The 25,653-nt window shown below is 67.4% G+C and carries 20 protein-coding genes and 1 riboswitch; of the genes, 9 read left to right on the top strand and 11 right to left on the bottom strand.

What is annotated here, in order from left to right; genetic code table 11:
- Positions 1-5 precede the first annotated feature (5 nt).
- Positions 6-593 carry a biliverdin-producing heme oxygenase gene (locus FSZ13_RS09500; protein WP_145479280.1) on the bottom strand — a complete coding sequence of 196 codons (588 nt, stop codon included), beginning with the start codon at positions 591-593 and terminating at the stop codon, positions 6-8.
- A 182-nt stretch (positions 594-775) separates the two neighbouring features.
- On the opposite strand from FSZ13_RS09500, the gene FSZ13_RS09495 reads away from it, so the two are divergent.
- Entirely contained in the window at positions 776-1,021 is a 246-nt protein-coding gene (locus FSZ13_RS09495) for a DUF2789 domain-containing protein (RefSeq protein ID WP_145479279.1), read from the top strand.
- Between the two features lie 17 nt (positions 1,022-1,038).
- Here FSZ13_RS09495 and FSZ13_RS09490 read toward each other — a convergent pair whose 3' ends face one another.
- Genes FSZ13_RS09490 through FSZ13_RS09475 form a run of 4 tightly spaced genes read right to left on the bottom strand, consistent with a single transcriptional unit; the run spans position 1,039 to position 4,006 of the window.
- Positions 1,039-1,674, bottom strand: coding sequence for a DUF5074 domain-containing protein (locus FSZ13_RS09490; RefSeq protein WP_145479278.1), 636 nt, complete (start codon positions 1,672-1,674; stop codon positions 1,039-1,041).
- Positions 1,675-1,718: 44 nt separating this feature from the next.
- A complete protein-coding gene (locus FSZ13_RS09485; RefSeq protein ID WP_145479277.1) occupies positions 1,719-2,939 on the bottom strand; it encodes a helix-turn-helix domain-containing protein in 1,221 nt (406 codons plus the stop codon).
- Positions 2,940-2,948: 9 nt separating this feature from the next.
- The gene (locus tag FSZ13_RS09480; protein ID WP_145479276.1) at positions 2,949-3,455 is read right to left on the bottom strand and encodes a hypothetical protein; all 507 of its coding nucleotides are present in this window, start codon (positions 3,453-3,455) and stop codon (positions 2,949-2,951) included.
- A gap of 23 nt (positions 3,456-3,478) precedes the next feature.
- Positions 3,479-4,006 carry a hypothetical protein gene (locus FSZ13_RS09475; protein ID WP_145479275.1) on the bottom strand — a complete coding sequence of 176 codons (528 nt, stop codon included), beginning with the start codon at positions 4,004-4,006 and terminating at the stop codon, positions 3,479-3,481.
- A gap of 185 nt (positions 4,007-4,191) precedes the next feature.
- Between FSZ13_RS09475 and ppa the strand changes: the two genes are divergently transcribed.
- Together ppa and FSZ13_RS09465 are read left to right on the top strand one after the other, a co-directional pair.
- Complete coding sequence (gene ppa, locus FSZ13_RS09470; RefSeq protein WP_145479274.1) at positions 4,192-4,728, top strand: inorganic diphosphatase; 537 nt, start codon at positions 4,192-4,194, stop codon at positions 4,726-4,728.
- 150 nt (positions 4,729-4,878) lie between these two features.
- Positions 4,879-6,000 carry an HDOD domain-containing protein gene (locus FSZ13_RS09465; RefSeq protein WP_145479273.1) on the top strand — a complete coding sequence of 374 codons (1,122 nt, stop codon included), beginning with the start codon at positions 4,879-4,881 and terminating at the stop codon, positions 5,998-6,000.
- A gap of 180 nt (positions 6,001-6,180) precedes the next feature.
- Here the strand turns inward: FSZ13_RS09465 and FSZ13_RS09460 are convergent, their stop codons facing one another.
- The 5 genes from FSZ13_RS09460 to thiC form a co-directional block, all read right to left on the bottom strand.
- The gene (locus tag FSZ13_RS09460) at positions 6,181-9,033 is read right to left on the bottom strand and encodes a TonB-dependent receptor (RefSeq protein WP_145479272.1); all 2,853 of its coding nucleotides are present in this window, start codon (positions 9,031-9,033) and stop codon (positions 6,181-6,183) included.
- 68 nt (positions 9,034-9,101) lie between these two features.
- Positions 9,102-9,983, bottom strand: coding sequence for a helix-turn-helix transcriptional regulator (locus tag FSZ13_RS09455; protein ID WP_145479271.1), 882 nt, complete (start codon positions 9,981-9,983; stop codon positions 9,102-9,104).
- Between the two features lie 122 nt (positions 9,984-10,105).
- Positions 10,106-12,400: a winged helix-turn-helix domain-containing protein gene (locus FSZ13_RS09450; RefSeq protein ID WP_145479270.1), complete on the bottom strand. Its 2,295-nt coding sequence runs from the start codon at positions 12,398-12,400 to the stop codon at positions 10,106-10,108.
- A 250-nt stretch (positions 12,401-12,650) separates the two neighbouring features.
- Entirely contained in the window at positions 12,651-13,328 is a 678-nt protein-coding gene (locus FSZ13_RS09445) for an ion channel (protein WP_145479269.1), read from the bottom strand.
- 68 nt (positions 13,329-13,396) lie between these two features.
- A complete protein-coding gene (gene thiC, locus FSZ13_RS09440) occupies positions 13,397-15,274 on the bottom strand; it encodes a phosphomethylpyrimidine synthase ThiC (RefSeq protein WP_145479268.1) in 1,878 nt (625 codons plus the stop codon).
- Between the two features lie 114 nt (positions 15,275-15,388).
- Positions 15,389-15,490, bottom strand: a riboswitch (TPP riboswitch).
- Between the two features lie 82 nt (positions 15,491-15,572).
- Between thiC and FSZ13_RS09435 the strand changes: the two genes are divergently transcribed.
- Entirely contained in the window at positions 15,573-17,144 is a 1,572-nt protein-coding gene (locus FSZ13_RS09435; protein ID WP_145479267.1) for a BCCT family transporter, read from the top strand.
- A 527-nt stretch (positions 17,145-17,671) separates the two neighbouring features.
- Here the strand turns inward: FSZ13_RS09435 and ggt are convergent.
- Entirely contained in the window at positions 17,672-19,390 is a 1,719-nt protein-coding gene (gene ggt, locus FSZ13_RS09430; RefSeq protein ID WP_260844135.1) for a gamma-glutamyltransferase, read from the bottom strand.
- Between the two features lie 495 nt (positions 19,391-19,885).
- On the opposite strand from ggt, the gene ilvC reads away from it, so the two are divergent.
- The 5 genes from ilvC to FSZ13_RS09405 all read left to right on the top strand — a co-directional run bounded on the left by ilvC (position 19,886) and on the right by FSZ13_RS09405 (position 25,647).
- A complete protein-coding gene (ilvC, locus tag FSZ13_RS09425) occupies positions 19,886-20,860 on the top strand; it encodes a ketol-acid reductoisomerase (protein WP_145479266.1) in 975 nt (324 codons plus the stop codon).
- A gap of 38 nt (positions 20,861-20,898) precedes the next feature.
- The gene (gene ilvG / locus FSZ13_RS09420; RefSeq protein ID WP_145479265.1) at positions 20,899-22,635 is read left to right on the top strand and encodes an acetolactate synthase 2 catalytic subunit; all 1,737 of its coding nucleotides are present in this window, start codon (positions 20,899-20,901) and stop codon (positions 22,633-22,635) included.
- Entirely contained in the window at positions 22,619-22,879 is a 261-nt protein-coding gene (locus FSZ13_RS09415; RefSeq protein ID WP_068853936.1) for an ACT domain-containing protein, read from the top strand. Before ilvG ends, FSZ13_RS09415 begins: the two co-directional genes overlap by 17 nt.
- A gap of 120 nt (positions 22,880-22,999) precedes the next feature.
- Entirely contained in the window at positions 23,000-24,097 is a 1,098-nt protein-coding gene (locus FSZ13_RS09410) for a threonine dehydratase (protein ID WP_145479264.1), read from the top strand.
- Entirely contained in the window at positions 24,094-25,647 is a 1,554-nt protein-coding gene (locus FSZ13_RS09405) for a 2-isopropylmalate synthase (protein WP_186308882.1), read from the top strand. Before FSZ13_RS09410 ends, FSZ13_RS09405 begins: the two co-directional genes overlap by 4 nt.
- Positions 25,648-25,653: the final 6 nt, after the last annotated feature.

Genomic DNA, 25,653 nt, shown 5'->3' with positions numbered 1-25,653 from the left:
AGCGCTCATGCGAATTCCAGTTCGACATGGTCGTGCACGCTGCGGAACGCCGCGTTGGCGGCCTCGATCACCTGCTGCTCTTCGGCGTCGGTCAGCTCCACGCTGTCCAGCGCTGCGGTGAAGGCACGCCAGTGGCGTGCCGCACCATCGGGATGCGCGGCCAGGTGCCGCGCGCCGAAATCCGCGTCCAGGCCCAGCTGTGCCGCCATCTTGTAGAGGACGGTGCCGCCCAGGTTGGAGCCCTCGGCCACGTACAGCCAGCCCAGCGCCGCCGCCAGCGGCAGGTCCGGGTCCAGCCGCATCGACACCGGCTCCGGCAGGATCTGTTCCAGATCGCGCAGGTCGCGGGTCACCTCCGGCAGCCGCCGGCGTTCGGCAAGGTCCGGTAGCAGCGCATCCAGCGCGGCGTTGGCATATAGCGCGTCGATATCGCGATGGAAGCGGTACTGCACGCGCAGGAAGCGGGCAAAACGGTCGCGGTCGGCGAAGATGTCGCCGGCCATGATGCGTTTGTCCAGCGCGCCGTGGCTGTCGCGGGTAGCGGCCTTCAGGCGTTGGCTGCGGGTGGCTTCAAGGGTCTCGGGGGCGTTCATGGCGTTCTGGCAGGAAAAGTTGGCAATGCCGCGCAGCGCACGACACAGGGGTAAGACGCCTGCCAAGCAGACTACCGCAAGCGGGATGGACGGGTGGGCCTGCTCCCCCATTCCGGCGATGCCATCATCACTTCGGGGTGTTGATAATGGCGCATTCTTCCGCCCCACCCAGGATTGCCATGATGGACACCACCGAATCGCGCATGACCACGTTGTTCGAACAGCTGGGCCTGGAGTCCAGCAACGAGGCCATCGCCGCGTTCATCCTCGGCCACCAGCTGCCGGCCGACGTCAAGGTCACCGAGGCGACTTACTGGAGCGCGGCCCAGCGTCAGTTCCTCGGCGAACAGTTGAAGGAGGATGCCGACTGGGCGATCGTGGTCGACGAACTCAACGAAGCGCTGCATGCCGATTCGGTGGCGCGCTAGTACCGCCCCGCCCTACGTCAATCGCGCGGGCGACGTACCGCACGCAGCTTTCCGCTGCGCCCGCCGCCGGCATAGAACACGCTGCCACCGTCCGACTCCAGGCCACTGACATGCATGCCGTCGGGCATCTGCAGGCGCTCGAGCACTTCACCGCTGATCGGGTCCACGCGGCGGATGTCGCTGCGTTCGCCGTCGTCGGTCCCGTGCCAGAGCTGGCCATCGACCCAGGTCACACCGGTGACGAAGCGGTCCGATTCGATCGTGCGCAGTACGCGCCCATCGGCCGGATCGATCTGGTGGATGCGGCGGTTGCGGTACTGCCCTACCCACAGGCTGCCTTCGGCCCAGGCCATCCCGGAGTCCGCGCCACCGCCGGGCGCGGGGATCGAGCCCAGTACCTCACCGGTCCGCGGGTCGATCCGGTCGATCCGTGCTTCGGCGATCTGATAGAGGTGGGTTCCATCGAAGGCGGTGCCGGCGTCGCCTGGCACCGCCAGCGACTGCACGGTGCGGCCGGTTTCCGGGTCGATCGCCAGCAGTTCGGCGCCCACGGCGGCCCATACGTGGCGGCCATCGAAGCTGACCCCGTGCACGGCTTCGGCGCCTGCGAAGGGGCCGTACTCCCGGATCACATCTGCAGTGGTCGTGTTCATTCCCGCATCTCCTGGCACGTCGGAAGGGGTGCCTGGCAACGACACTAGTCGCCTGGCAGCGAAGCTGGGAGTAACAAGATCGTCGTGAATCCCACCCGCGGTGCACCGAGCCAGCGCTGTGCACGTCCGCGGCCGTGGCTGCGTACCCGCCGCGCTGCCTCCAGCGCTGCCAGCTCGCGCTGCACGGTGCGCTGGCTGGCGCCCACGGCCAGCGCCAGCGCCGAGGTGGACCAGGCCGCACCATCGCCCAGCAGCGCTTCCAGCGCCGCCGGCTCTCCCTCCTGCGGCGGCGCCAGCACCGCCACATCGACGCCGGGCGGCGCCCGCAAGCGGTAACCGATGTCGGTGGCATCGATATGCAGCAGGTCCTGCAGCGCCACGCGCAGCCGCCCCACCTCCACACGCAGGCGCGCACGGTGGGTGTGGTCACCGGCCCCGGTGCGGAATACCTCGGCAATCAGCAGGTCGCGGTCGACATCGGCCGGCCAGGCCCGGCCGAGCGCATGCAACAGGGCGAACAACAGCGGGCGACGTGCCAGCGGGCGCCAGCGTCCGCCCGACCACACGCCACGGCGGCAGCCGTCGATGACGCACGCTGGCGAGTCGAGCAGGCGCTGTACGGCGGCAAGGTCCAGGGCGGCGTCGCTCGTGCCCTGAAGCCTGCGAGCGGCAGGCTGCGAGAGCTGTCTGCGGGCCTGGGCCACTTCGCTCTGCAGCGCCGCGATTCCCGATGCGCGGGCGGCTCCCTCGGCATGCTCGAGCGCGGCCAGCGCGCGGGGCATCTGCAACGCGCACGCGGCCAGCCCGGCCTCGGTCAGGGAGGCCATCGCCGCCAGGGCCGGGATGGATGTGCCGCCGCGCAGGCGGGCCAGGGCCTCGGCGGCTTCCTGCCGACGACCCAGCAGCAACCCGCGGCGCGCCAGGATCAGCCAGGCCTGGCAGGCGTTATGCGGGTCGCCACGCCGGGCCAGTTCGGCAGCGGCGAGCTGCAGGGGAAGGATGGGGCCGGTAAGGTCGCGCAGCGCCAACGCCACTTCGGCCTCCGCCACCACGCAGCGCGCCCGGGCCAGGACCTCGTCGGCGCCGAAGCCGCGCCGGGCCAGCCGCAGCAGCTCGCGTGCGCGCTCCAGCTCGCCCAGCTGGGCCATGGCCACGCCACGCAGCGCCAGTGCCGGGGGATCACCACGCAGGGCCACATGGCCCAGCGCGGTCAGGACATCGCCCGCGGCAAGGGCGCGGGCGGCGGCGGCAAGCAGTGAATCCATGCCCGCAGGCTAGCGCAGGCAGTTGGCCAATGCGTCGAACACGGTCCTGCCCGTGCCGGGCAGCGGCTGGAACAGCGGCTTCGGTCCGTCCAGCGAGGCCAGCAATGCTTCCACGGTGGTGTGGGCGCCGATCGGGAAGCGGCACAGCCAGGTGGGTTGCCGGGCGACCAGCGCACCGGTGTCCGGGTCCACCTGCAGTTCGCTGGCGGCGAAGGCCCAGCCGCAGCTGTTGACCCGCCCGCTCACCCGCTCCACCGAGCAGCGCAGCTTCATCGAGTGGTAATCGCTGTATTCGCCCTCGCAGAAGGTGTCGGCGCAGACGTCATCGAAGTCGTTTTCCAGGCGGTGCCGGAGGTCGCGGAAGGCGTTCCACTGCGCCTGCGGCGTGGGGTAGTCGACCAGATCAACATGCGTCGGCGGAATCACCGGCGCGGCGCTGGCCGACGGGCCGGGCCACAGCACGGTCAGCGCGGCAGCCAGAAGAGAGGTCCGGAGCAGGGGTGGCACAACAGTCATGGCAGATCTCCTTGAAAGGCGGGTCAGGACAGGCAGCGGCGGAGGACGTCGAACAGCGACAGCCCGCTTCCGGGCAGGCGGTTGAACAGATAGCCGGAGCTGTCCGGCTGCAGGGTGGTCATGTGGGCGAGGAACGTGCCCGCAGGCAGGCCCGGCTGCAGCGGCAGCCGGCAGTACCACTGGCTGAGCTCGGTGGTGATGGCGCCGTTGGCGGGGTCGACCCGGGTCTGGCTGGCGACCACGGCGAAGCGGCAGGCATGGATCTGGTCGGTGCGGGTATCGACCACGCAGTCCAGGCGCAGCGGCCGGTAATTGTCCACGGCCCCGGCGCAGAACGCGTCCGGGCAGGCATCGGTGAATTCGTCCACCAGCCAGCGGTTGAGTTCCCGGTAGGCGGTGTCGTCGGCCGGCTCGCCTGGCCCGAGCCGCTCGGCCAGGTCGATGTAGCGCGGTGTACGGGTGCCTGCCAGGGCCGGCAGGGCCAGGGACAGCAGGAGCAGGGGTGCCAACAGCGGCAGGGCGCGGTGGAATCGGGGGGCTCGAGCGGTCATGGGCGGACTCCGTGGCAGGTGCCCTACCTTGCGCCGGTCCCGCCTCCGGGACGATCAGCGTGGCGCCCGGGTGGCGGTCGGCGATTGCCGCGGCATCAGGTCGGCTGCGACCCACCCTGCACGGCGGCCGGCAAAGGCATAAAATGGGAGGTCTTATCGCGCCATCCCCCCTCTCGGAGCACACCATGGGTCTGGAACTCGTCTCGCCCGGCAAGAACCCGCCGGAAGAAATCAACGTCATCATCGAGATCCCGAAGGACTCGGAACCGGTCAAGTACGAAGTGGACAAGGAAACCGGCGCGATCTTCGTCGACCGCATCCTGTCCACCCCGATGCGCTACCCGTGCAACTACGGCTACGTGCCGAGCACCCTGTGCGGCGACGGTGACCCGGCCGACGTGCTGGTGGTGCTGCCGCTGCCGCTGATCCCGGGTTCGGTCGTGCGCTGCCGTCCGGTCGGCGTGCTGAAGATGAGCGACGAAGCCGGCAGCGACGAAAAGATCCTGGCCGTGCCGGTTGCCAAGGTCTTCAGCGGCTACGCACACGTGGAAGACATCGAGCAGGTGTCCAGCCACTGGCTGGAGCGCATCGGCCACTTCTTCGAGCACTACAAGGACCTGGAGAAGGGCAAGTGGGTCAAGCTGGACGGCTGGGGCGGCGCTGCTGAAGCCAAGCAGATCCTGATCGACGCCCATCAGCGCTACCTCTCCAACGGCGGCTGAAACTGAATGACCTCGCTCCGGCACGCCGCCGGAGCGATGGGCATCACGCTTTTACAATGAGGCACATCACTGTTTGTGCCGAATTGGGTACATTGCGACTTCTACACCGTCCACGGTGCGTACCACCGTGGTCACCCAGGGGATTGTGTCGTGCGTATTCTGCTAGTTGGGGACGAAGCCAGCCTGTCGGCTGAGCTGTTGGATTTCATTGCCGATCTTGGGGAAGAGTGGCAGCCGTTGACCGCCGCCGATGGCCAGACGGCCATGAGCATCGTGGCGTCCACGCCGATCGATGCGGTCATTGCCTGCCCCGCCCTGCCCGATCTCACCGCCACCACGCTGCTGGGCCAGATCCGGACGCTGCGTCCGGAAACGATCCGCATTGCGCTGGTCGAAGCGGCCCAGGGCAATCGCCCGCCGCCGGCCCGCCTGATCGGCGTGGCGCACCGGTTCCTGCCGTTGCCACTGGCACCGGAAGTACTGCTGGAAGCGTTGACCAGCCTGGAAGAGCTGCGTGAGCTGCTCGACAGCGAGCGCCTGCGCAGCGCCATCGGCCGGATCGAAAAGCTGCCTTCGCCGCCGCACCTGTACCTGAGCCTGACCCAGGCGCTGGAGCACGACGACGACACCGACACTGCCGACGTGGCCAAGCTGGTCTCGGCCGACCCGGCGATCGCCGCCAAAGTGCTGCAGCTGTCCAATTCGGCCTTCTTCAACAGCGGCCGGACCATTTCCGACCTGCGCAGTGCGGTGACCCGGCTGGGCCTGGCCACGCTGCGTGACCTGGTCCTGGCCAGCGAGGTGTTTTCCGCCTCGGCCCTGTCCGGTGCCGAGCGCAACGCGCTGCAGCAGCGCGCGCTGCTGGCCTCGCGGCTGGCCGCCAAGCTGCTGCCGGAGTCGAGCGCCGAGCTGGGCGCAACCGCCGCGCTGCTGGCCGACATCGGCCTGCTGCTGCCGGGAGTGCGCAACGAACGCAGCGAGCCGGCGAGCGATGCCGACCCGCGCCCGGGCCACAGCGAAGCCGGCGCCTACCTGCTGGGACTGTGGGGTTTGCCGATGCCGATCATCGAGGCAGTGGCGTTCCACCTGCAGCCGCAGCGCTCGAACACGCGCAGCTTCTGGGTGACCGGTGCGGTGCACGTGGCGCTGGCGCTGGTAAACGGCGACCCGGTGGACGAAGAGTACCTGCAGCGTGCCGGCGTGCTGGGCAAGCTGCCGCAGTGGCGCGACCATGCCAATGGGTTGATGGGACTCGCTACGGCGGACGCATAGGGCGCAACGACCCACGGTCGTTGCCTACCGGCGATGGTTTGAGAAACGATGATGGCGTGCCTCGGCACGCCATTTTTTTTTGCGCCATGCAATCGGTGGATCACGACCGTTGGTCGTGATCAGAAAAAAGGGCGGACCTTGCGGTCCGCCCTCCTTTTACTGCACCAGGGTTCCGATGGATCAGAACTTCTGGGTGTACTTCATGTACAGGAAGCGACCGATGTCGAAGCCGCCGTAGTAGGCGAAGCTCGAGTTCGGCGCCGAGTACATCAGCGGACCCTTGTGGTCGAACACGTTGTTCGCGCCCAGGGCGATGGTGGCATCCCACGGCGCCTTCCAGCTGACCTGCAGGTCGTGGAAGGTGTTGGAGCCGGTCTTGCGCAGCGGATCGGCTTCACCATTGGCCATGTGATCCGGGGCATTGCACCAGAACTCGCCGGTGTCGATGCAGCCTTCCTTCATGCCCGAGTAGTAGCGCGCGGTGTAGTTCACACCGAAATCGCCGTACTGCCAGTTCACGCCCAGGTTCGAACGCACGCGGAACAGGCCGGCTTCGCCGACGCGACCGATCATGATGTTGTCGCCGGCAGCGTTCTGGCCCTGCTCGTCGTACTTGGACATGTAGCTGGTCTGCCAGTCGATGTTGAACTGGCCGATGGCCAGCTCCGGCAGGCGGTACTTGATGCCCAGGTCGTAGCCTTCGGTTTCCATCATGCCGAGGTTGGCAGTGCCGTAGGTGATCGCACTGACGTGGCCGTCATCGGCACGCACGACGCTTTCGCAACGGGCGCTGTTACCCAGCACGTAGCAGTCGCGCAGGATGCGGTCGACGCTGTCAGCAATGATCATGTTGCTGATTTCGTAGCGGTACCAGTCCAGCGAGATGTCCAGGCCCTGCACCCAACGCGGGCTCCAGACCAGACCCATGGTCTTGCTCTTGGAGGTTTCCGGCGACAGGTTCGGGTTGGCACCCGAGATGAACTGGTCACCCGACTGGCACGGCAGGGTCGAGCACGGGCGGTTGCCCTGGCCGAGCTGCACGTAGTCGGCCGGCACGCCAGCGGCGGAGCAGGCGGCATTGCCGGCGACGCTGCCCGGCGCGGTGGTGCCGCACGGATCGATGTACGACTCGAAGCTCGAGCTCAGGCCACCGTACAGGTCGCTGATGGTCGGGGCGCGGAAGCCTTCGGCGTAGGTGCCACGGACCAGCAGCTCGTCCATCGGACGCCAGGTGAGGCCGAACTTGCTGTTGGTGGTGCCGCCGAAGTTGCTGTAATCCGAGTAACGGCTCGCAGCGTTGAAGGTCAGTTCCTTGGCAAACGCCATGTCCGACAGGATCGGCACGTTCAGTTCGAGGTAGACCTCGTTCAGATCGTACTCGCCGCGGGTCGGCTTCTGGCCCAGGCCGGTGGACTGGCCCGACTGTGCGAAGGCGTCCGGCACATAGCTGCCTTCTTCCTTGCGGTGCTCCACGCCCACGGCAAAGCCGAGGTCGCCAGCCGGCAGGGTCACGATCGAACCGGCCAGGTTGGCGGTGAAGCTGGTGGTCTTGGTTTCACCACGGGTGGTGTAGGTCGGGAACAGGAAGTTCACCAGCTCCGGGTTCGACAGCGAACCTGCGCCAGCGACGCCGTACGGCAGCAGCGGGTTCCACGGCAGGCAGTCGCCCACGGTCGGGTTGGCCGCGGTGCCGCAACGGGCAACGCCGTTTCCGTCGATGAACGAGGGGCCCAGCGCCTGCTTGGCGGCGATCAGGCTCATGTCGCCGTAGTTGGACTTGACCGACTCGTTGCGGTTCCACAGCGCGCCGACGTCCCAGTCGAAGGTCTTGCCGGCCAGCTCGAAGTAGCCGCTGACGGTCGGCGCGAAGCGCAGGGTCTTCAGCTGGCTGTCGGTGGTGCGCGGCACTTCCCACAGGCGGCGGCGGAAGTCGACATTCTGACCAACCGGGTTGAACGCGCTACCGGCGGTCAGCGGAGTGGTGAACGAGGACGACTGGTACGGGTAACCGGCAATCTGCTGGAACGTCTTGCGCTCGTTGTAGAGCACATCGGTGTTCAGGCTGATGGTGTCGGTGAAGTCGTAGGTGCCGTTGACGTACAGCGACTTGCGCTCGACGCCGGTCAGCAGGGTCATCTGCTCATTGGAGTTGGCGTACTCGGCCGGGGTCAGCTCGTGGTAGTCAGCCGGGTTGTTCGGGTTGCCGCCCTGGTTCAGGGTCTGCCACACCGCGGTCTTGGAGGTGCGCGAGCAGTCATAGGCCAGCGGGTTGCACCAGCTGCCGTTCTGGCTGATCGGGCTCCAGTCTTCCGGAGTCGACAGCGGGCCCAGGCCGCCATCACGGCTGTACCAACGGTCCTTCGCCCACACCGGATCCTGCTTGTTGTACTCGGCCGACAGGGTCAGGCTGCCGCGCTCGCCGGTAGCGCCCAGGGTCATCGAATACTGCTGGGTGTCGCCGTCGCCATTGTCGTACTGGCCGACATAGACCTGGGCTTCGCCGCCGTCGAAGTTCTTGCGGGTGATCACGTTGACCACGCCGGCAATGGCGTCGGAACCGTAGATCGACGATGCGCCGTCCTTCAGGATCTCGATGCGCTCGACGGCCGACATCGGGATCTGGCTCAGGTCCTGCAGGCCAGCGGTGGAAGCGCCAAGACGCTTGCCGTTCATCAGCACCAGGGTGCGCTCGGCGCCAAGGTTGCGGATGTCGACGTAGTAGCCGCCGACGTTTTCGCCCGAAGCCAGCGACTCCGAACGCGAAATGGCCGGCGAGCCGGCCGAGGTCAGGTTGTTCAGCACGTCAGCGACGCTCGAGAAGCCCTGCTTTTCCAGGGATTCGCGGGTCATCGTCAGGATCGGCTGCTGGGTCTCCATGTCGGCGCCACGGATGCGCGAGCCGGTGACCGAGATGCGATCGAGGTCAGTGGTGCCGGAGGCTGCTTCCTGTGCCGAAGCGAAGCTCGGCACGAGCGCCAGCGCAATGCCGGCCGGCAGAAGACCCAGCCGCACTGCGGGAGTACGAAAATTCATCAATCTCTCCAAGGTACGTTAGTAGCGTGTTAAACCGCCTCGGAAAGTTACGATTGCGTTACCGTTAATTATTTGCGCGATGCCACCGGACTGTTTGCCGACTTTGGCGGAAGCGTCCCGCCGGTCTGGCGGAAACCCGATGCGGACTGGCCATAACGGGCGCGGAAGGCGCGCGCGAAGCTGCAGCAGTTGTCAAAACCGCTGGCCGCGGCCACTTCGCCGATCATCATGTCGGTATCGCGCAGCAGGTCGGCCGCACGCTCCAGCCGGAGGCGGGCGGACAGCGACTGCGGGCTCTCTTCGTACAGGCTCTGGAAGGTCTTGGAGAGGTACCAGCTGGAGAAGTTGGTCAACTCGGCCAGTTCGCCGATGCGCACCACGCGGTGGCTGTTGCCTTCCAGGAACAGGCGCGCACGCTGCATGCGCCCGAACACCTGGCGCTTGCGGATGCGCGAACGCCCGGGGCAACGCTGCACGCCGGTAGCCATGCCACGCTGCATCGAGGCCAGGTGCAGCAGCACCGGGCGCAGGGCCTGCGCCGGCTGGCCGCTGGCCAGCGCGTCGCGCCACAGGCGCAGGGCGACCCGCACTTCGCTGCGCGACATGCTGCCGCGCCCGGCATACAGGCTGCAGTCGGCCAGCTCGCCCAGCGCGCGCAGCGCGTCCGGGGTCAGGCTCAGGCCGATGCAGAGGCCGTCGCGGCCGGCCTGGATCATCGGCCTGGATTCCTTTTCGAACGCGATCCACTCACGCTGGCGCAGGCGGAAGCGGCCTTCCTTCGACTCGACCCAGGCGCTGCCGCGCAGCTGCATCCACACGGTGAAGGTGGTGCCGGCAGTCTGCAGGCTGCCCAGCCGGGCCACGCCCAGGCAGGTCGGCAGCGGACCGTCGTCGACGATCTTGTCCAGGGAGAGCGATTGGCCGCGATCGGCCAGGGAAAGCTGACGCATGACGTACACCGGGTTTGCCGTTACGGGGCACCCGTTTTGCCAAATCAGGCCAACTGGGTCAGGACGTTTCGACGAGATTGATCCGAATTCGCCACGACGCCGTCACGAAGAAAGTACGACGACTACTTTCCTTTCCAGAACAACAGGTTGGACGCCATCGAGAAGACCGGGCGCGGCGGCTCCGGCAGGGTCATCACGCCGATGTCGGCGCCGTCGGCCACCGCCAGGGCCAGGTACAGGGCGCTGCCATCGGGCTCGGCGCTGAAGCCGTTGCCGGCCGCAAGCCGGTCCTTGTCCAGGCACACTTCCGCACCGTCGGAGGGCTGGTTGATGCGCGCGAACACGGTCGAACAATCGGCACGGCTGGACAGGTAATCCAGGCTGCCATCGCGGGCTACCGCCCAGGTCCGGTAGCGCCAGCGCGACGGCCGGTCCTCGCTGACCTGCTGGATGCTGGCCGGATCCAGGCGCAGGTCGGCCGACCACAGCCCGCCCGCCGACAACCGGGTGAACAGCACGCGCTGGTGGGCCGGGTCCAACCGCGCCTGCGACACCCCGTCCACGCTGCCGAGCAGCTTCCACGGGGTGACGCGGCGGTCGAACAATGACAGGCGCATGTGCTCGTCATGGTCACGCTCGACTACCAGCAGGTGGTCGTTGTCGCCGGCATACAGGGCCTGCAGCGGTTGCGCTACCGGCACCGGCAACGCCACGATCTGTTCGTCGCGCGGGGACACTTCGTAGATGACCGGACGGGCCTCGGCATCGCGTCCGGACACCAGCAGGTGACGGCTGTCGGGCGACCAGTCGGCCGCCTGGCGGGTCTCGGGGCGCAATCCTTCCACCGGACGCAGCGACTCCGGCCGGGTCAGGTCGGCCCACCACAGGCCGTAGTTGCCCGAGCGGTCCGAGGTGAACACCAGCTGCCGGCCATCCGGGGCCAGCATCGGCTGGCCGTCGCGGCCGTTGGACGGGAACAGACGTTCCGGCGTGCCGGGGCGCCCATCTGTGACCGGCACCCGGAACAGGCCGAACTGCGCCTTCCGGTGCACGAACGCCAGCATGTTGTTGTGCCGCGACAGTGCCGGCGACTGTGCATCGTCCAGGCCGACGTCGCGCAGCGTGCGCGTATCGGTGTCCAGTTCGTACAGCCGCGCTTCGCTGTCGACGCGGCGGCCGAACACGATGTGGCGGCTGTCGCCGCGCCACGCCCAGCCGCGGATCTCGGCCGAGTCGCTGGTGAGCTGTTCGGGTTGGCCGCCCGCGGCGGGCAGGCGCCAGAGGTCGCCGATCTGCGGGTTGCGCACGAACACGATCCAGCGTCCATCCGGCGAGAAGCGCGGCGCGTAGTCGAAACTGTCGTCAGCCACCTGGTAGGCCACCGGCGTCCAGGCGCCGCTGGCGATGTCCAGCACCCGGATCCCGCGGTGCGCGTGGCGACCGGACAGCGAGCCGAACACCAGCCCGCGGCCATCCGGGGTCCAGTCGAAGCTGAGCAGTTCGGTGCCGTCGCAACGCGTCACATGGCGGACCGCCCCGCCGGTGGCGCTGGCGATCAACACCTCGCAGCTTGCCTCGGGCCCGAAGCGCGCGAAGGCGATCTCGCGCCCGTTCGGTGACCAGTTCGGGAACCGGTCCGAATGCCCGGCCGGTGTATCGGTGAGCAGTCGCGCCGGTGCGTTGCCCGAGGTCTGCACCTTGATGGCGCTACCGCCGCCGCCTCCATCGTCGGCTTCGTACGCCACTTGCGAGCCGTCGGGGGACACCGTGGGATAGGTCTCGAAGCCTGCCGTGGCAGTGATCAGCCGGTAGGGACGCTGCGGACTGCCGACTACGCGGCTGCCGTCTTCCAGCACGCCGCCACCCGCCGCCACGGCGGCCGGGCGCTGCAGCAGCAGCGCGGCGAGCACCAGCACGGCTATGGTCAGCAGCAGGCCGATGGCCAGGAATACGTAGCGCCGATTCCGCCGCCAGCGGCTGCGCGGGCGCGGCGCGGCAAACACCGCGGCAAGCGCATCGCGCTCGTCTTCGCCCGGTGCGCTGTCGGCATCGCGCATCGGCTCGACCACGGCCGACACCGGCTGCAGCAGCCGATAGCCGGTCTTGGCAATGGTTTCTATGTAGGCGGTGCCGGCTTCGTCGTCGCGCGAGAAGGCCTTGCGCAGCTGGGTGATGGCCTGGGTGAGCACGTCGTTGGTCGGCAGGGTATCCGGCCAGACCTCGGCAAACAGCTCATCGCGCGTCACCACCGCACCGGGCACCCGCATCAGTACCTTGAGCACGCCGAGCGCCTTGGGCGTCAGCCGGCGCGGACGACGCGCACCGTCCACCACCACTTCACGCGAGGACAGCGTGATGGTGCATTCGCCGATCCGGATACGGTCGGCAGCGGGTGTCTCACTCTCTATGACGTTCATTCCGGTGCTGCATGCGACAACTGAACAACTGGAACGCAGCGACCGAACCGCCAGATTCCGCAAATGGCTTCAACGCAAAGGGCAAAAACGACGAAGCGCGCGAATACTAGCCTAAGCAGGTTAAACGGCGCCTGTGCGCCCGGAAGACATCAGGCCCTCTCTCGCCGACGAATCCACACAATCTGCTGCACCATTCGCGCCTCCGGGCGCGATTTTTTTATCTGCGATTCAGCAAAGTTTTATTTTGCATTCAGTTTCGTGCATTGCGGATCATGGTCAGACCGACCAGCCGCGACACCACCAGCGCCACATACATCACGCCGGCGAACTGCTCGAGCATGACCAGGGCGCGTGCCTGCGGATGAACCGGCACCACATCACTCAACCCCACCCCGGAAAGCAAACTGAAGCTCAGATAAAGCAGCTCCATCCACGTGCGCAGTTCAGTTTCACTGGTGGCCACGAAGCTGCCCGGATACCACTGCTGGCAGACCGCGAAGGCGAAGGCGAACGCCCACGCCAGCAGGGTGAAGGTGGCCCCCGCGGCGAACAGCTCGTCGCGGGTGACCTTGTGATCCTGCAGCATGTAGGCGATCAGGCTGCCGGCGGTATAGAAGTAGAGCAGGCACTCCAGCAACTGCGCCGTGGTCGCCAGCGCCGGTCGCCCGAGCAGCGCGCCGCTGATGGAAAACACCACCGAGGGGATGGCCAGCAGCAGCGCCACCCACATCCCCAGCGGGCTGCGCCGCACCACCCACAGCGCAAGCCCCAACACCGCGATGCCGAATGCGCCAAACAGGGCGCGGCTGGCACCGGCCTCATCCATCGCCGGGTACAGCAGTACGCCCAGCAGCTGCACGCCCAGCAGCCACGCCGACGGATGCCGGCGGGCGATGGCCAGCCATTTGGTGGTGCGTGCGATTGCCATGCCCGGTGTCCCCTGCCCCTCTGCGGTGGCTGGAGCTTACCGGCTGCCCCGCCGACGCGGAATGACGATCATTCCTTGCGGTAGACCTGCGCGCCCAGCGCACGGAACTCGCTGGACTTCCCGGCCATTCCCGCCGCCAGCGCCTCCTGCTCGTGCAGGCCCTGCCCGGCCGCGTAGTCGCGCACGTCCTGGGTGATCTTCATCGAACAGAAGTGCGGCCCGCACATCGAGCAGAAGTGGGCCAGCTTGTGCGCGTCCCTGGGCAGGGTTTCGTCGTGGAATTCGCGCGCCTTCTCCGGGTCCAGTCCCAGGTGGAACTGGTCTTCCCAGCGGAACTCGAAGCGCGCCTTGCTCAGCGCGTTGTCGCGCACCTGTGCCCCGGGGTGGCCCTTGGCCAGGTCGGCGGCATGCGCGGCGATGCGGTAGGCCATGATGCCGTCGCGCACGTCCTGGCGGTTGGGCAGGCCCAGGTGTTCCTTGGGCGTCACGTAGCACAGCATCGCCGTGCCATACCAGCCGATCATCGCCGCGCCGATCGCGCTGGTGATGTGGTCGTAGCCGGGCGCTATGTCGGTGGTGAGCGGTCCGAGGGTGTAGAACGGGGCTTCCCCGCATTCGTGCAGCTGCTTGTCCATGTTCTCCTTGATCAGCTGCATCGGCACGTGGCCGGGGCCCTCGATCATTGTCTGCACGTCATGCTTCCAGGCGATCTTCGTCAACTCGCCGAGCGCTTCGAGTTCGCCGAACTGCGCCGCGTCGTTGGCATCGGCGATGCACCCGGGGCGCAGGCCGTCGCCGAGCGAGAAGGTCACGTCGTAGGCCTTCATGATCTCGCAGATGTCCTCGAAGTGCGTGTAGAGGAAATTCTCCCTGTGGTGGGCCAGGCACCACTTGGCCATGATCGAACCCCCGCGCGAGACGATCCCGGTGACCCGGCGCGCGGTAAGTGGAACGTGGCGCAGCAGCACGCCGGCATGGATGGTGAAGTAGTCCACGCCCTGCTCGGCCTGCTCGATCAGGGTGTCGCGGAAGATCTCCCAGCTCAGCTCTTCTGCGCGGCCATCGACCTTTTCCAGCGCCTGGTAGATCGGCACGGTGCCGATTGCCACCGGCGAGTTGCGCAGGATCCATTCGCGGGTTTCATGGATGTGCTTTCCGGTGGACAGGTCCATCACCGTATCGCCGCCCCAGCGGATCGCCCAGACCAGTTTTTCCACTTCCTCGGCGATGCCCGAGGACACCGCGCTGTTGCCGATGTTGGCGTTGATCTTGGTCAGGAAGTTGCGGCCGATGATCATCGGCTCGCTTTCGGGGTGGTTGATGTTGTTGGGCAGCACGGCGCGACCGCGCGCGATTTCCGAGCGCACGAACTCCGGAGTGATCGTGGCCGGGAGCGCGGCCCCGAACGACTGCCCCGGGTGCTGGGCCAGCAACGCCTTGTCGCGGACCTGCTCCAGGCGCTGGTTTTCGCGGATCGCGACGAATTCCATTTCGGGGGTGATGATGCCGCGCCGCGCATAGTGCATCTGGGTGACATTCGCACCGGCCACGGCACGCCGTGGCTGCAGCCGCGCCGGGAAGCGCACCGCGTCCAGGCGCGGGTCGGTTTCGCGCGAGCGCCCGAACGCCGAGCTCAGGCGTGGCAGCAGTTCGGTGTCGCCGCGCTCGGCCACCCAGCCGGCGCGCAGCGGCGGCAGTCCGGCGGAGAGGTCGATGCGGGTGTCCGGATCGGTGTACGGCCCCGAAGTGTCATAGACGGTCAGCGGCGCGTTCTCTTCGCCCCCGAACAGGGTGGGCGTGGGGGTCAGTGCGATCTCGCGCATCGGCACCTGCAGGTCGCTGCGCGAGCCCTGCACATGGATCTTGCGTGAGCCGGGAATGGGTCGCGTGACCGATTCGGACAGCTGCTGGGCCTGTTGCTGCAGGGCGGAAGGGTGTGCGTTCATCGGGCATCGTCCTGGGTTATCGGTGCGAGGGTTCGCACGGCATGGGACGAAGCGGCGGCGCACGGCCGGCGCACGACGCGCGGTTTCCAGGCGGGGGCTGGGTCGGCGCGGTGCATCGGCTGTTGCGAAGCTTCCCTACGCCGGTATCAACCGGATCAGGTTCGAAGGGACTGTCTCAACCGTGGCCACATGGCCGCGGTACCCCCGCTTCGGGGCGGATTAGACCACAGCCACGCCCGGTTGCGCAGCCAGGTAATGTGAACAGCGGGGTCATGCGCCGTTGGCTAGACTGCCGCGCATGGTATTTCGACTCTCCATCGCGCTGGTCGTGCTGCTGGTGCTGGCTGCCGGCATCGCGCCGGACCCGTTCAACGAGGTCGTCCGCGGCGGCCTGGTCCACATCATCCGCAGCGCCGGTTGGATGTACCTGCTGGTGGTGTTCATCACCCTTTCGTTCCTGCTCTACCTCGCCTTCGGCCGGCTGGGGTCGCTTCGCATCGGCGGCGAAGACGCCGAACCCGACTTCTCCAATGCCAGCTGGATGTCGATGCTGTTTGCCGCCGGTATGGGCATCGGCCTGGTGTTCTGGGGCGCTGCCGAACCGGTCTCGCACTTCGTCACCCCACCCGAAGGCCTGGCGCCACAGAGCATGGACGCGGCGCGCGCCTCGATGCGCTATGCGTTCTTCCACTGGGGCCTGCATCCCTGGGCCATCTACGCGCTGATCGGACTGGCGATGGCCTGGTTCCAGTTCAATCGCAACGGCCGTGGGCTGATCAGCGACCTGCTGCAGCCCCTGATCGGCACGCACCATCGGGGCTGGATCGGCACCGTGGTCAACGTGGCCGCTGTCGTAGCCACCGCGATCGGCGTGGCCACCACGCTGGGCTTCGGCACCATCCAGATCGCCGCCGGGCTGGAGCGCGTGTTCGGCATCCACGCCGGCGCGCCGTTGCAGCTCACCATCATCGCGGTCGCCTTCGTGCTGTACATGGCCTCCACCGCCAGCGGCGTGCACCGCGGCATCAAGTGGCTGTCCAACTTCAACCTGGGGCTGGCCGCCGTCCTGCTGGCGCTGGTACTGGTCCTGGGGCCTACCGCCTTCATCTTCGATACCTTCACCACCACGATCGGCTCGTACCTCAACCAGCTGGTGACCATGAGCCTGCGCATGTCGCCGTTCTCGGGCAGCACCTGGGTGGCCGACTGGACGATCTTCTACTGGGCGTGGTGGATCGCCTGGGCGCCGTTCGTGGGCTCGTTCATCGCCCGCGTCTCGCGCGGCCGCAGCATCCGCGAATTCGTGCTCGGCGTGGTCATCGCGCCCAGCGTGCTGGGCTTCCTGTGGTTCTCGGTCTTTGGCGGCACCGCGCTGTGGTCGCAGATCTTCGGCCATGTCGACCTGGTGCAGGCCCTGGCCACCGGCTACGAGACCGTGCTGTTCACCATGTTCGACAGCCTGCCGATGCCCACGGTGCTGTCGGTGATCGCACTGGTGCTGCTGATGATCTTCTTCGTGACCTCGGCGGACTCGGCGGTACTGGTGCTGGCCAGCATGTCCACCGACGAGGCCGGTGACCCGCCTTTGTCGCGGCGGATCATCTGGGGCGTGGCGATTGCCTTGATCGCCGCCGTGCTGCTGCTGGCCGGCGGCCTGGACGCGCTGCAGGGCATGATCACCATCGCCGCCCTGCCCTTCGCGTTGTTGATGCTGGCCGTGATGTGGTCGCTGTACCGCGTGCTGGACACGGAATACCAGTTGCAGCACCGCCGCGCCAGACGCGCGCGGCAGATGATGGATGCGTGGATCGAGCGCGAGATTGCCGCGCAGGAAGAGACACGCGATGAGGCGTCGCGGGCGGATACGTAAGGGATAAGAGCAGCGTTTCAGTTCATCCGTGCAGGGCGGCCGTCGGCCAGCCACGCTCCGGGACACGCCGGAAACCCGTTCTTGGGGGCTTGGCAAAAACATCCATGTTTTTGACAGTCCCTCCGGTGGCTACCCGCCGGCCGCCCCCGACAGATGGTCGCATGCGGATGCAAAGGGCAGCCACGCAGGGCGTGGCTCTACGCGGTGGGTTCCCGAACGAACGCACGGAACACACCACCGTCCGGTAACGCATGGAAATGATCGGCACCGCCGTTGATCTACCGTGGCCAGCAGCACACCGTCAAGGGTCGGCGGGGGCGGGTTTGCGGGACTGTAGAAAACATGGATGTTTTCTACAAGCCTCCACGGACGGATTCACGGCGTGTCCCGCAAACCCGCACCCGCCGGCCCTGCTCGGGGCATGCATCAGCCGAGGGCTGTTCGCCCAAATTCGTGAGGCAGCCGGGCAGAGCCCGGCTCTACGGTGGACATCGCAATCATGAGCAGCCGTGCAGCCCGGGACCCTTTCAGTACCCCGCCGCCTGCCCATCCTTGCGGCTTTCAGAGGCGCCGTAGTACACGCCGGTTTCCGGATCGCGCATGATCGCCTGGTAGCCGCCGTACGGGCCGTCGGCGAACGTCACGCGGTGTCCCTTGCGCATCAGCGCGCGCACCGTCTCGTACGGGTAGCCGGTTTCCAGGTTCACTTCGCCGCCGTCGCTCATCGACGTCGCCTGGCCGGTCGGCTCGGTCGAGCCCTCATGCTGGATGCGCGGCGCATCGCCCGCCTCCTGCAGGTTCATCCCGAAGTCCACCAGGTTCATCACGATCTGCGCATGCCCCTGCGGCTGCATCGCACCGCCCATCACCCCGAAACTCATCCACGGCTTGCCATCCTTGGTCACGAAGCCCGGGATGATGGTCTGGAACGGCCGCTTGCCCGGCGCGTAGCCGTTGGGATGGTCCTTGCGCAGCACGAACATCTCACCGCGATCCTGCAGGATGAAGCCCAGCCCCGGCGGGGCCATGCCGCTCCCCATGCCGCGATAGTTCGACTGGATCAGCGACACCATCATCCCGTCCGCGTCGGCCACCGTCATGTAGATCGTGTCGCCCTCCTCCAGCTGCTTCGGCGTGCCCGGCTGCACCTCGCGCAACGCCTTGTCCATCGAGATCAGCTTGCGCCGCTCCGCCGCGTACTCCTTCGACACCAGCTTCGCCACCGGCGCCGGCTGGAACGCCGGGTCCGTGTAGAACCGCGCGCGATCCGCGAACGCCAGCTTCTTGGCTTCCACGAACAGATGCACGTGCTCCGGCGAGCCGAACGGAATCTTCGAGAAGTCGTAGCCCTCCAGCACATTGAGGATCTGCAGCGCAGCGATGCCCTGGCTGTTCGGCGGCAGCTCCCACACGTCATACCCCCGGTAGTTGCTGCTCACCGGCTCCACCCACTCGCCGTGGTGGCTGGCCATGTCGTCATAGCTCAGGTAGCCGCCGTTGGCCTTGAAGTAACTGCCGATGGTGCGCGCGATGTCGCCCTTGTAGAACGCATCACGGCCGCCCTGCGCGATCTGTTCCAGCGTATTGGCCAGGTTCGGGTTCTTCCACAGCTCGCCTTTGCGCGGCGCGTGGCCGTTGACCGTGAACTGCTCCTTGAAGCCGGGATACTGCGAAAGCCTCGGTACCGAACGGTCCCAGTAATACGCGATCACCTCCGCCACCGGATGGCCCTCGCGCGCGTAGCGGATCGCCGGGGCCAGGTTGTCCGCCATCGGCTTGCGCCCGAAACGCTCGTGCAGCGCGAACCAGCCGTCCACTGCACCCGGCACCGACACCGGCAGCGGCCCGGTGGCCGGAATCTCCTTCAGCCCGCGGCGCTGGAACTCGGCCAGGCTGAGCGACTTCGGCGAACGCCCCGAGCCGTTGTAGCCATACAGCTTCTGCGTCTTCGGATCCCATACGATCGCGAACAGGTCACCCCCCACCCCGTTGCCGGTCGGCTCCATCAACCCCAGCGCGGCATTGGCCGCGATCGCCGCATCCACCGCCGAGCCGCCGCCCTTCATCACATCCAGCGCGATCTGGGTCGCCAGCGGTTGCGAGGTCGCCGCCATCGCATGCGGCGCAATCACCTCCGAACGGGTGGCGAAGCCGTGGCCGGTAACCCGGTCGGCAGCGGAAGAGAACACGGGCAGCGCGCACAGCAGCGCAGTGGCCAGGACGGCACGGGCAAGGGGTCGGGACACGGACAGGGTTCCAATGAGGGAAGCAACTGCCCGATGGTCGCCGCAGGCACCCCTCGCGCACATCCGACAATGGTCATGTACGACACGGGTGGAAGCCAATGTTCCGCGCGGAAACCCCGTTTCAATACTTGAATCCGGGTTCACCGTAACGCTTTCAGCCGCAACCATCCTTGCAGGACAGGGCTTTGCGCTGGATACAGGCGAAACTGTTGGAAATCGACCCGCGACGGTTGACAGCGCCGAAACCGCTGTGTTTTTCTCGATCACATGTTGCAGCGCCACACGCCCATTCGCGATTCCTTCCCGCCCACCGGTTCCGGTGCGGCCGCGAGCGCCTCGCTCCTTGTCCTCGTACTTATTACCCAACCAACAGGTGCGGGACGGACCGGCGTGTAAGCAGAACTGCCAGGTATCCATCAAAACCCGCACCCACCTAGGTGCGGGTTTTTTCGTTTCAGAACCCTTCGATTTTCTTTCCGCCAAAGGACCTCCCCCATGAGCACCAACGACCTGCCCCAGATCAAGATCGCTGTTGTCGGCTACGGCAGCCAGGGCCGCGCCCACGCACTGAACCTGCGTGAATCCGGTTTCGACGTGGTCATCGGCCTGCGTCCGGGCGGCCCGACCGAGGTCAAGGCGCAGGCCGACGGCTTCACCGTCAAGGCGCCGGCCGAGGCGGTGAAGGACGCCGACCTGGTCGCCGTGCTGACCCCGGACATGGTGCAGAAGAAGCTCTACGAAGACGTGCTGGCGCCGAACATGAAACAGGGTGCGGTGCTGCTGTTCGCGCACGGCCTGAACGTGCACTTCAACATGATCGCCCCGCGCGATGACCTGGACGTGGTGCTGGTCGCGCCCAAGGGCCCGGGTGCGCTGGTCCGCCGCGAGTACGAGATCGGCCGTGGCGTGCCGTGCATCTGGGCGGTGTACCAGGACCGCAGCGGCAAGGCCGCCGAGTACGCGCTGGCCTACGCCACCGGCCTGGGCGGCGCACGCGCCAACCTGATCGAGACGACCTTCAAGGAAGAAACCGAGACCGACCTGTTCGGCGAGCAGGCAGTGCTGTGCGGCGGCGCTTCGGCGCTGGTCCAGGCCGGCTTTGAAACGCTGGTGGAAGCCGGCTACCAGCCGGAGATCGCCTATTACGAAGTGCTGCACGAACTGAAGTTGATCGTGGACCTGTTCTACGAAGGCGGCATCACCCGCATGCTGGAATTCATCTCCGAAACCGCGCAGTACGGCGATTACGTGAGCGGCCCGCGCGTCATCGACGCCGGTACCAAGGAGCGCATGAAGGCGGTGCTGACCGACATCCAGGACGGCACCTTCACCAAGAACTGGGTGGCCGAGTACGAAGCGGGCCTGCCGAACTACAACAAGTTCAAGCAGGCCGACCTGGAGCACCCGATCGAGAAGGTAGGCAAGGAACTGCGCGCCAAGATGGTCTGGTTGCAAAGTCAAGCCGCGTAACCGCGCGGCTCCCCCACCGCTTTCGCAAAGGTCACCGCATGAACACCTCCGCACACAGCACCGCGCCCCGCAACGGCGCACGCTGGTTGACGCAGGCCCTGGAAGCCGAGGGCGTCGATACGCTGTTCGGCTATCCGGGCGGCACCATCATGCCCTTCTACGACGCCCTGGTGGATTCAGGGCTGAAGCACATCCTGGTGCGCCACGAACAGGGCGCCGCCCTGGCCGCCAACGGCTATGCCCGCGCCAGCGGCCGGGTCGGCGTGTGCGTGGCCACTTCCGGCCCCGGCGCCTCCAACCTGGTCACCGGCATCGCTGATGCGATGCTGGATTCGGTACCCATGGTCTGCATCACCGGCCAGGTCGCCACCCCGCTGCTGGGCACCGACGCGTTCCAGGAACTGGACGTGTTCGGGCTGACCCTGCCGATCGTCAAGCACAGCTGGCTGGTGCGTTCGGTGGACGACCTGCCGCGCGTGGTCCGTGAAGCGTTCCGGATCGCCCGCGAAGGACGCCCCGGTCCGGTCCTGATCGACCTGCCCAAGGACGTGCAGATCGCCGACGCCAGCCACCTGCCTGCGCATGTGCCGGAAACGGTGAATCCCCCGGCGGCACCGCAGGACGCCGCGCTGACCGATGCCATCGCCGCGATCCAGGCGGCCGAAAAGCCGGTGATCTACGCCGGCGGCGGTGTCGCGCTGGGCGATGCGGTGGAGGACTTCCGTGCCTTCGTCGATGCCACCGCCATTCCCACCGTGCTGACCCTGCGCGGCCTGGGTGGCCTGCCGGCGCAGCACCCGCACTACCTGGGCATGCTGGGCATGCACGGCACCCGTGCGGCCAACATGGCCGTGCAGGAGAGCGACCTGCTGGTGGTGGTCGGCGCCCGCTTCGACGACCGCGCCACCGGCAAGTTGAACGAGTTCGCCCCGTTCGCCCGGGTCATCCATATCGACGCCGACGCGTACGAGATCTCCAAGCTGCGCACCGCCGATGTGGCGGTGCCGGGCAATGTCGGCAGCGCACTGCGCGCGCTGACCGCGGCACTGGCGGGCGCGCCTGCCTCGCAGGAAGCGTGGCGCAAGCGTTGCGCCGGGCACCGCGAGCGCTTCGCCGCCCGCTATGACGCACCGGGCGCGCACATCTACGCACCGGCGCTGCTGAAGCGGTTGAGCGAGTTGGCCCCGGCCGACGCGATCATTGCCTGCGATGTCGGCCAGCACCAGATGTGGGTGGCCCAGCACTGCCGCTTCAACCATCCGCGCAACCACCTGACCAGCGGTGCGCTGGGCACGATGGGCTTCGGCCTGCCGGCGGCGATGGGCGCGCAGTTCGCCTGCCCCGACCGCACCGTGGTGCTGGTCTCCGGCGACGGCAGCTTCATGATGAACGTGCAGGAACTGGCCACCATCGCCCGCTGCCGCCTGCCGGTGAAGATCGTGCTGCTGGACAACAGCTCGCTGGGCATGGTCCGGCAGTGGCAGGAACTGTTTTTCGCCGAGCGCTACAGCGAGATCGACCTGTCCGACAACCCGGACTTCGCCGCGCTGGCCAAGGTGTTCGGCATCCCGGCTACCCGCATCGAAGCCCGCGACGACGTCGAAGGCGGCCTGGCCGCGCTGCTGGCCGAACCCGGCCCGGCCCTGCTGCACGTGGCCATCGATGCGCGCGCCAACGTATGGCCGCTGGTGCCGCCCAACAATGCCAACAGCACCATGCTGGAAAGCAACCCCGCCCACCAGCCGCAGGAGTTCCCCCATGCAATACCGGCTTGACCTGGTGCTGGTTCCGGCCGAAGGCGCGTTGTTGCGCGTGATCGGCATGGCCGAACGCCGTGGCTTTGCGCCGCGCGCGATCGTGGGTGCCCCCAATGCCGCCGACGATGGCCGCTGGCACCTGCAGCTGGTGGTGGACAGCACCCGTCCGCCGGAAACGCTGTGCCGCCAGATCGAGAAGATCTATGACTGTGTTTCGGTGCGGATCAGCGCGCTGGAGCCGGGTACTGGAGTCACTGTATGAACGCCCGCGCCGTGGTTCCGGTGCCGGTACGGAGGGGTCTTCTTCCGGAGGGCCTGGTGGTCCGCGCAGCCACGCAGGGCGTGGCTCTACCCGATAGCCGCCGCTGGCACCGGGGTAGCCATGCCGGCTAGCCGTGCCCCGCAGGAATCGGAAGTAGGCGACGTAAGCGTCGCCGACGTGCTGGCGGCGCAGGCTCGGCTGCGCCGTTTCCTGCCGCCGACGCCACTGCACTACGCGGAGCGTTTCGGCACCTGGCTGAAGCTGGAGAACCTGCAGCGCACCGGCTCGTACAAGGTGCGCGGCGCTTTGAACGCACTGCTGGCCGGGCGCGAGCGCGGCGACGACCGGCCGGTGATCTGCGCTTCCGCCGGCAACCACGCCCAGGGCGTGGCGTGGTCGGCGTACCGGCTGGATATCCCGGCCATCACGGTGATGCCGCACGGCGCCCCGGCGACCAAGATCGCCGGCGTCGCGCACTGGGGCGCGACCGTGCGCCAGCACGGCCACAGTTACGACGAGGCCTACGCCTTCGCCCGCGCCCTGGCCGACCAGCACGGCTACCGCTTCCTGTCCGCCTTCGACGATCCCGACGTGATCGCTGGCCAGGGCACGCTGGGCATCGAACTGGCCGCACTTGCGCCGGACGTGGTGATCGTGCCGATCGGCGGTGGCGGGCTGGCCTCCGGCGTCGCGCTGGCGCTGAAGTCGCAGGGCGTGCGCATCGTCGGCGCGCAGGTCGAGGGCGTCGATTCGATGGCCCGCGCAATCCGCGGCGACGCGCGCGAGATCGCACCGGTGGCCACCCTGGCCGACGGCGTGAAAGTGAAAATCCCTGGCAACCTCACCCGCCGCCTGTGCAGTGCGCTGCTGGATGACGTGGTGATCGTGCGCGAAGCCGAGCTGCGCGAGACCCTGGTCCGGCTGGCGCTGGAAGAACACATCATTGCCGAAGGCGCCGGCGCACTGGCGCTGGCCGCCGGCCGCCGCGTCGCCGGCAAGCGCAAATGCGCGGTGGTTTCCGGCGGCAACATCGACGCGATGGTGCTGGCCCAGCTGCTGGCCGACATCCGCCCGCGCGCGCCGCGCAAACCGCGCCGCCGCGCCAGCGAGCGGACCCGGCCGCCGCTACCGACCGTGCTTGCACCACCCCCGAATTCCATCGTCCGTCCTTCCCCTGCCTTGCCATCCGACCTTGCCGTCGAGGAGACCTCCTGGTGAATACGCCCAACTCCCCCCGAATTCGAATTTTCGACACCACCCTGCGCGACGGCGAACAATCGCCCGGCTGCAGCATGAGCCCGCAGCAGAAGCTGGTGATGGCGCGCGCGCTCGACGAGCTGGGCGTGGACATCATCGAGACCGGCTTCCCGGCCAGCTCGCAGTCCGACCGCGACGCGATGGCGATGATCGGCCGCGAAGTGCGCCGCCCGACCTTGGCCGTGTTGTCGCGCTGCCTGGCCGGCGACATCGAGACCTCGGCCAAGGCCCTGGACGCGGCCGCCAACGCCCGCCTGCACGTGTTCCTGTCGACCAGCCCGCTGCACCGCGAGCACAAGCTGCGCATGAGCCGCGAGCAGGTACTGGAATCGGTGCACAAGCATGTCAGCCTGGCGCGCAGCTACATCGACGATGTGGAATTCTCCGCCGAAGACGCCACCCGCACCGAAGAAGATTTCCTGGTCGAGGTGGCCCGCGTGGCCGTCGCCGCCGGCGCCACCACCATCAACCTGCCCGACACCGTGGGCTTCACCACCCCTGAAGAAATCCGCGGCATGTTCCAGCGGGTCATGGCCGGGGTTCCCGACAGCGACCGCATCATCTTCAGTGCGCACTGCCACAACGACCTGGGCCTGGCCGTGGCCAACTCGCTGGCCGCCATCGAAGGCGGCGCGCGCCAGGTGGAATGCACCATCAACGGGATCGGCGAGCGCGCCGGCAACTGCTCGCTGGAAGAACTGGCGATGGTGCTGAAAGTGCGCAACGCCTTCTATGAGGAAGACACCCGGATCAATACCCCGCGCATCGTCTCTACCTCGCAGCTGCTGCAGCGTCTGGTCGGCATGCCTGTCCAGCGCAACAAGGCGATCGTCGGGGCCAATGCGTTCGCGCACGAGTCCGGCATCCACCAGCACGGCATGCTGCGCCACCGCGGCACCTACGAAATCATGCGCCCGGAGGACGTGGGCTGGGAAAACTCGCAGATGGTGCTGGGCCGCCACAGCGGTCGGGCTGCGGTAGAAGCGCGCCTGCGTGCCCTGGGCTTCTGGCTGGAGGAGGAAGAGCTGAAGCTGGTATTCGAGCAGTTCAAGGCCCTGTGCGAGCAGCAGCGCGTGGTCACCGACGCCGACCTGCAGGTGTTGATGCAGGGCAGCTCCACCCAGAACGGGTACCGCCTGGCCTCGATGACCATCAGCGACGTCGGCAGCCGCGCCAATGCGCTGGTCGAGTTGTCCGACCCAGACGGCAACCGCGTGGCCGAAACCGCGCAGGGCGACGGCCCGGTGGACGCCCTGTTCGGCGCGCTGTCGGCCGCCACCGGCGTGCAGCTGATGCTGGACAGCTACCACGTGCACAGCGTGGGCATCGGCGCCGACGCGCGCGGCGAAGCCAACCTGAGCGTGCGCCACGACGGCGTCGAATACGAGGGTACCGGCACCAGCCGCGACATCATCGAAGCGTCCGCGCTGGCCTGGCTGGACGTAGCCAACCGCCTGCTGCGCCAGCGCCACGCCAGCGCCGAACAACCCGCGGCCACCGCCGCCGCCTGAGGAATC

The organism is Stenotrophomonas rhizophila, from assembly GCF_007667275.1.
GTDB lineage: Bacteria > Pseudomonadota > Gammaproteobacteria > Xanthomonadales > Xanthomonadaceae > Stenotrophomonas > Stenotrophomonas maltophilia_AE.
The sequence above is the reverse complement of the archived record's forward strand: the minus strand, read 5'-3'. Positions and strand labels throughout refer to the sequence as shown.

What these genes read in the sequence shown, in the direction of transcription:
- FSZ13_RS09500 (WP_145479280.1), bottom strand. Translation starts at nt 593, where the DNA reads ATGAACGCCCCCGAGACCCTTGAAGCCACCCGCAGCCAACGCCTGAAG.
- FSZ13_RS09495 (WP_145479279.1), top strand. Translation starts at nt 776, where the DNA reads ATGGACACCACCGAATCGCGCATGACCACGTTGTTCGAACAGCTGGGC.
- FSZ13_RS09490 (WP_145479278.1), bottom strand. Translation starts at nt 1,674, where the DNA reads ATGAACACGACCACTGCAGATGTGATCCGGGAGTACGGCCCCTTCGCA.
- FSZ13_RS09485 (WP_145479277.1), bottom strand. Translation starts at nt 2,939, where the DNA reads ATGGATTCACTGCTTGCCGCCGCCGCCCGCGCCCTTGCCGCGGGCGAT.
- FSZ13_RS09480 (WP_145479276.1), bottom strand. Translation starts at nt 3,455, where the DNA reads ATGACTGTTGTGCCACCCCTGCTCCGGACCTCTCTTCTGGCTGCCGCG.
- FSZ13_RS09475 (WP_145479275.1), bottom strand. Translation starts at nt 4,006, where the DNA reads ATGACCGCTCGAGCCCCCCGATTCCACCGCGCCCTGCCGCTGTTGGCA.
- ppa (WP_145479274.1), top strand. Translation starts at nt 4,192, where the DNA reads ATGGGTCTGGAACTCGTCTCGCCCGGCAAGAACCCGCCGGAAGAAATC.
- FSZ13_RS09460 (WP_145479272.1), bottom strand. Translation starts at nt 9,033, where the DNA reads ATGAATTTTCGTACTCCCGCAGTGCGGCTGGGTCTTCTGCCGGCCGGC.
- FSZ13_RS09455 (WP_145479271.1), bottom strand. Translation starts at nt 9,983, where the DNA reads ATGCGTCAGCTTTCCCTGGCCGATCGCGGCCAATCGCTCTCCCTGGAC.
- FSZ13_RS09450 (WP_145479270.1), bottom strand. Translation starts at nt 12,400, where the DNA reads ATGAACGTCATAGAGAGTGAGACACCCGCTGCCGACCGTATCCGGATC.
- FSZ13_RS09445 (WP_145479269.1), bottom strand. Translation starts at nt 13,328, where the DNA reads ATGGCAATCGCACGCACCACCAAATGGCTGGCCATCGCCCGCCGGCAT.
- thiC (WP_145479268.1), bottom strand. Translation starts at nt 15,274, where the DNA reads ATGAACGCACACCCTTCCGCCCTGCAGCAACAGGCCCAGCAGCTGTCC.
- FSZ13_RS09435 (WP_145479267.1), top strand. Translation starts at nt 15,573, where the DNA reads ATGGTATTTCGACTCTCCATCGCGCTGGTCGTGCTGCTGGTGCTGGCT.
- ilvC (WP_145479266.1), top strand. Translation starts at nt 19,886, where the DNA reads ATGAGCACCAACGACCTGCCCCAGATCAAGATCGCTGTTGTCGGCTAC.
- ilvG (WP_145479265.1), top strand. Translation starts at nt 20,899, where the DNA reads ATGAACACCTCCGCACACAGCACCGCGCCCCGCAACGGCGCACGCTGG.
- FSZ13_RS09415 (WP_068853936.1), top strand. Translation starts at nt 22,619, where the DNA reads ATGCAATACCGGCTTGACCTGGTGCTGGTTCCGGCCGAAGGCGCGTTG.
- FSZ13_RS09410 (WP_145479264.1), top strand. Translation starts at nt 23,000, where the DNA reads ATGCCGGCTAGCCGTGCCCCGCAGGAATCGGAAGTAGGCGACGTAAGC.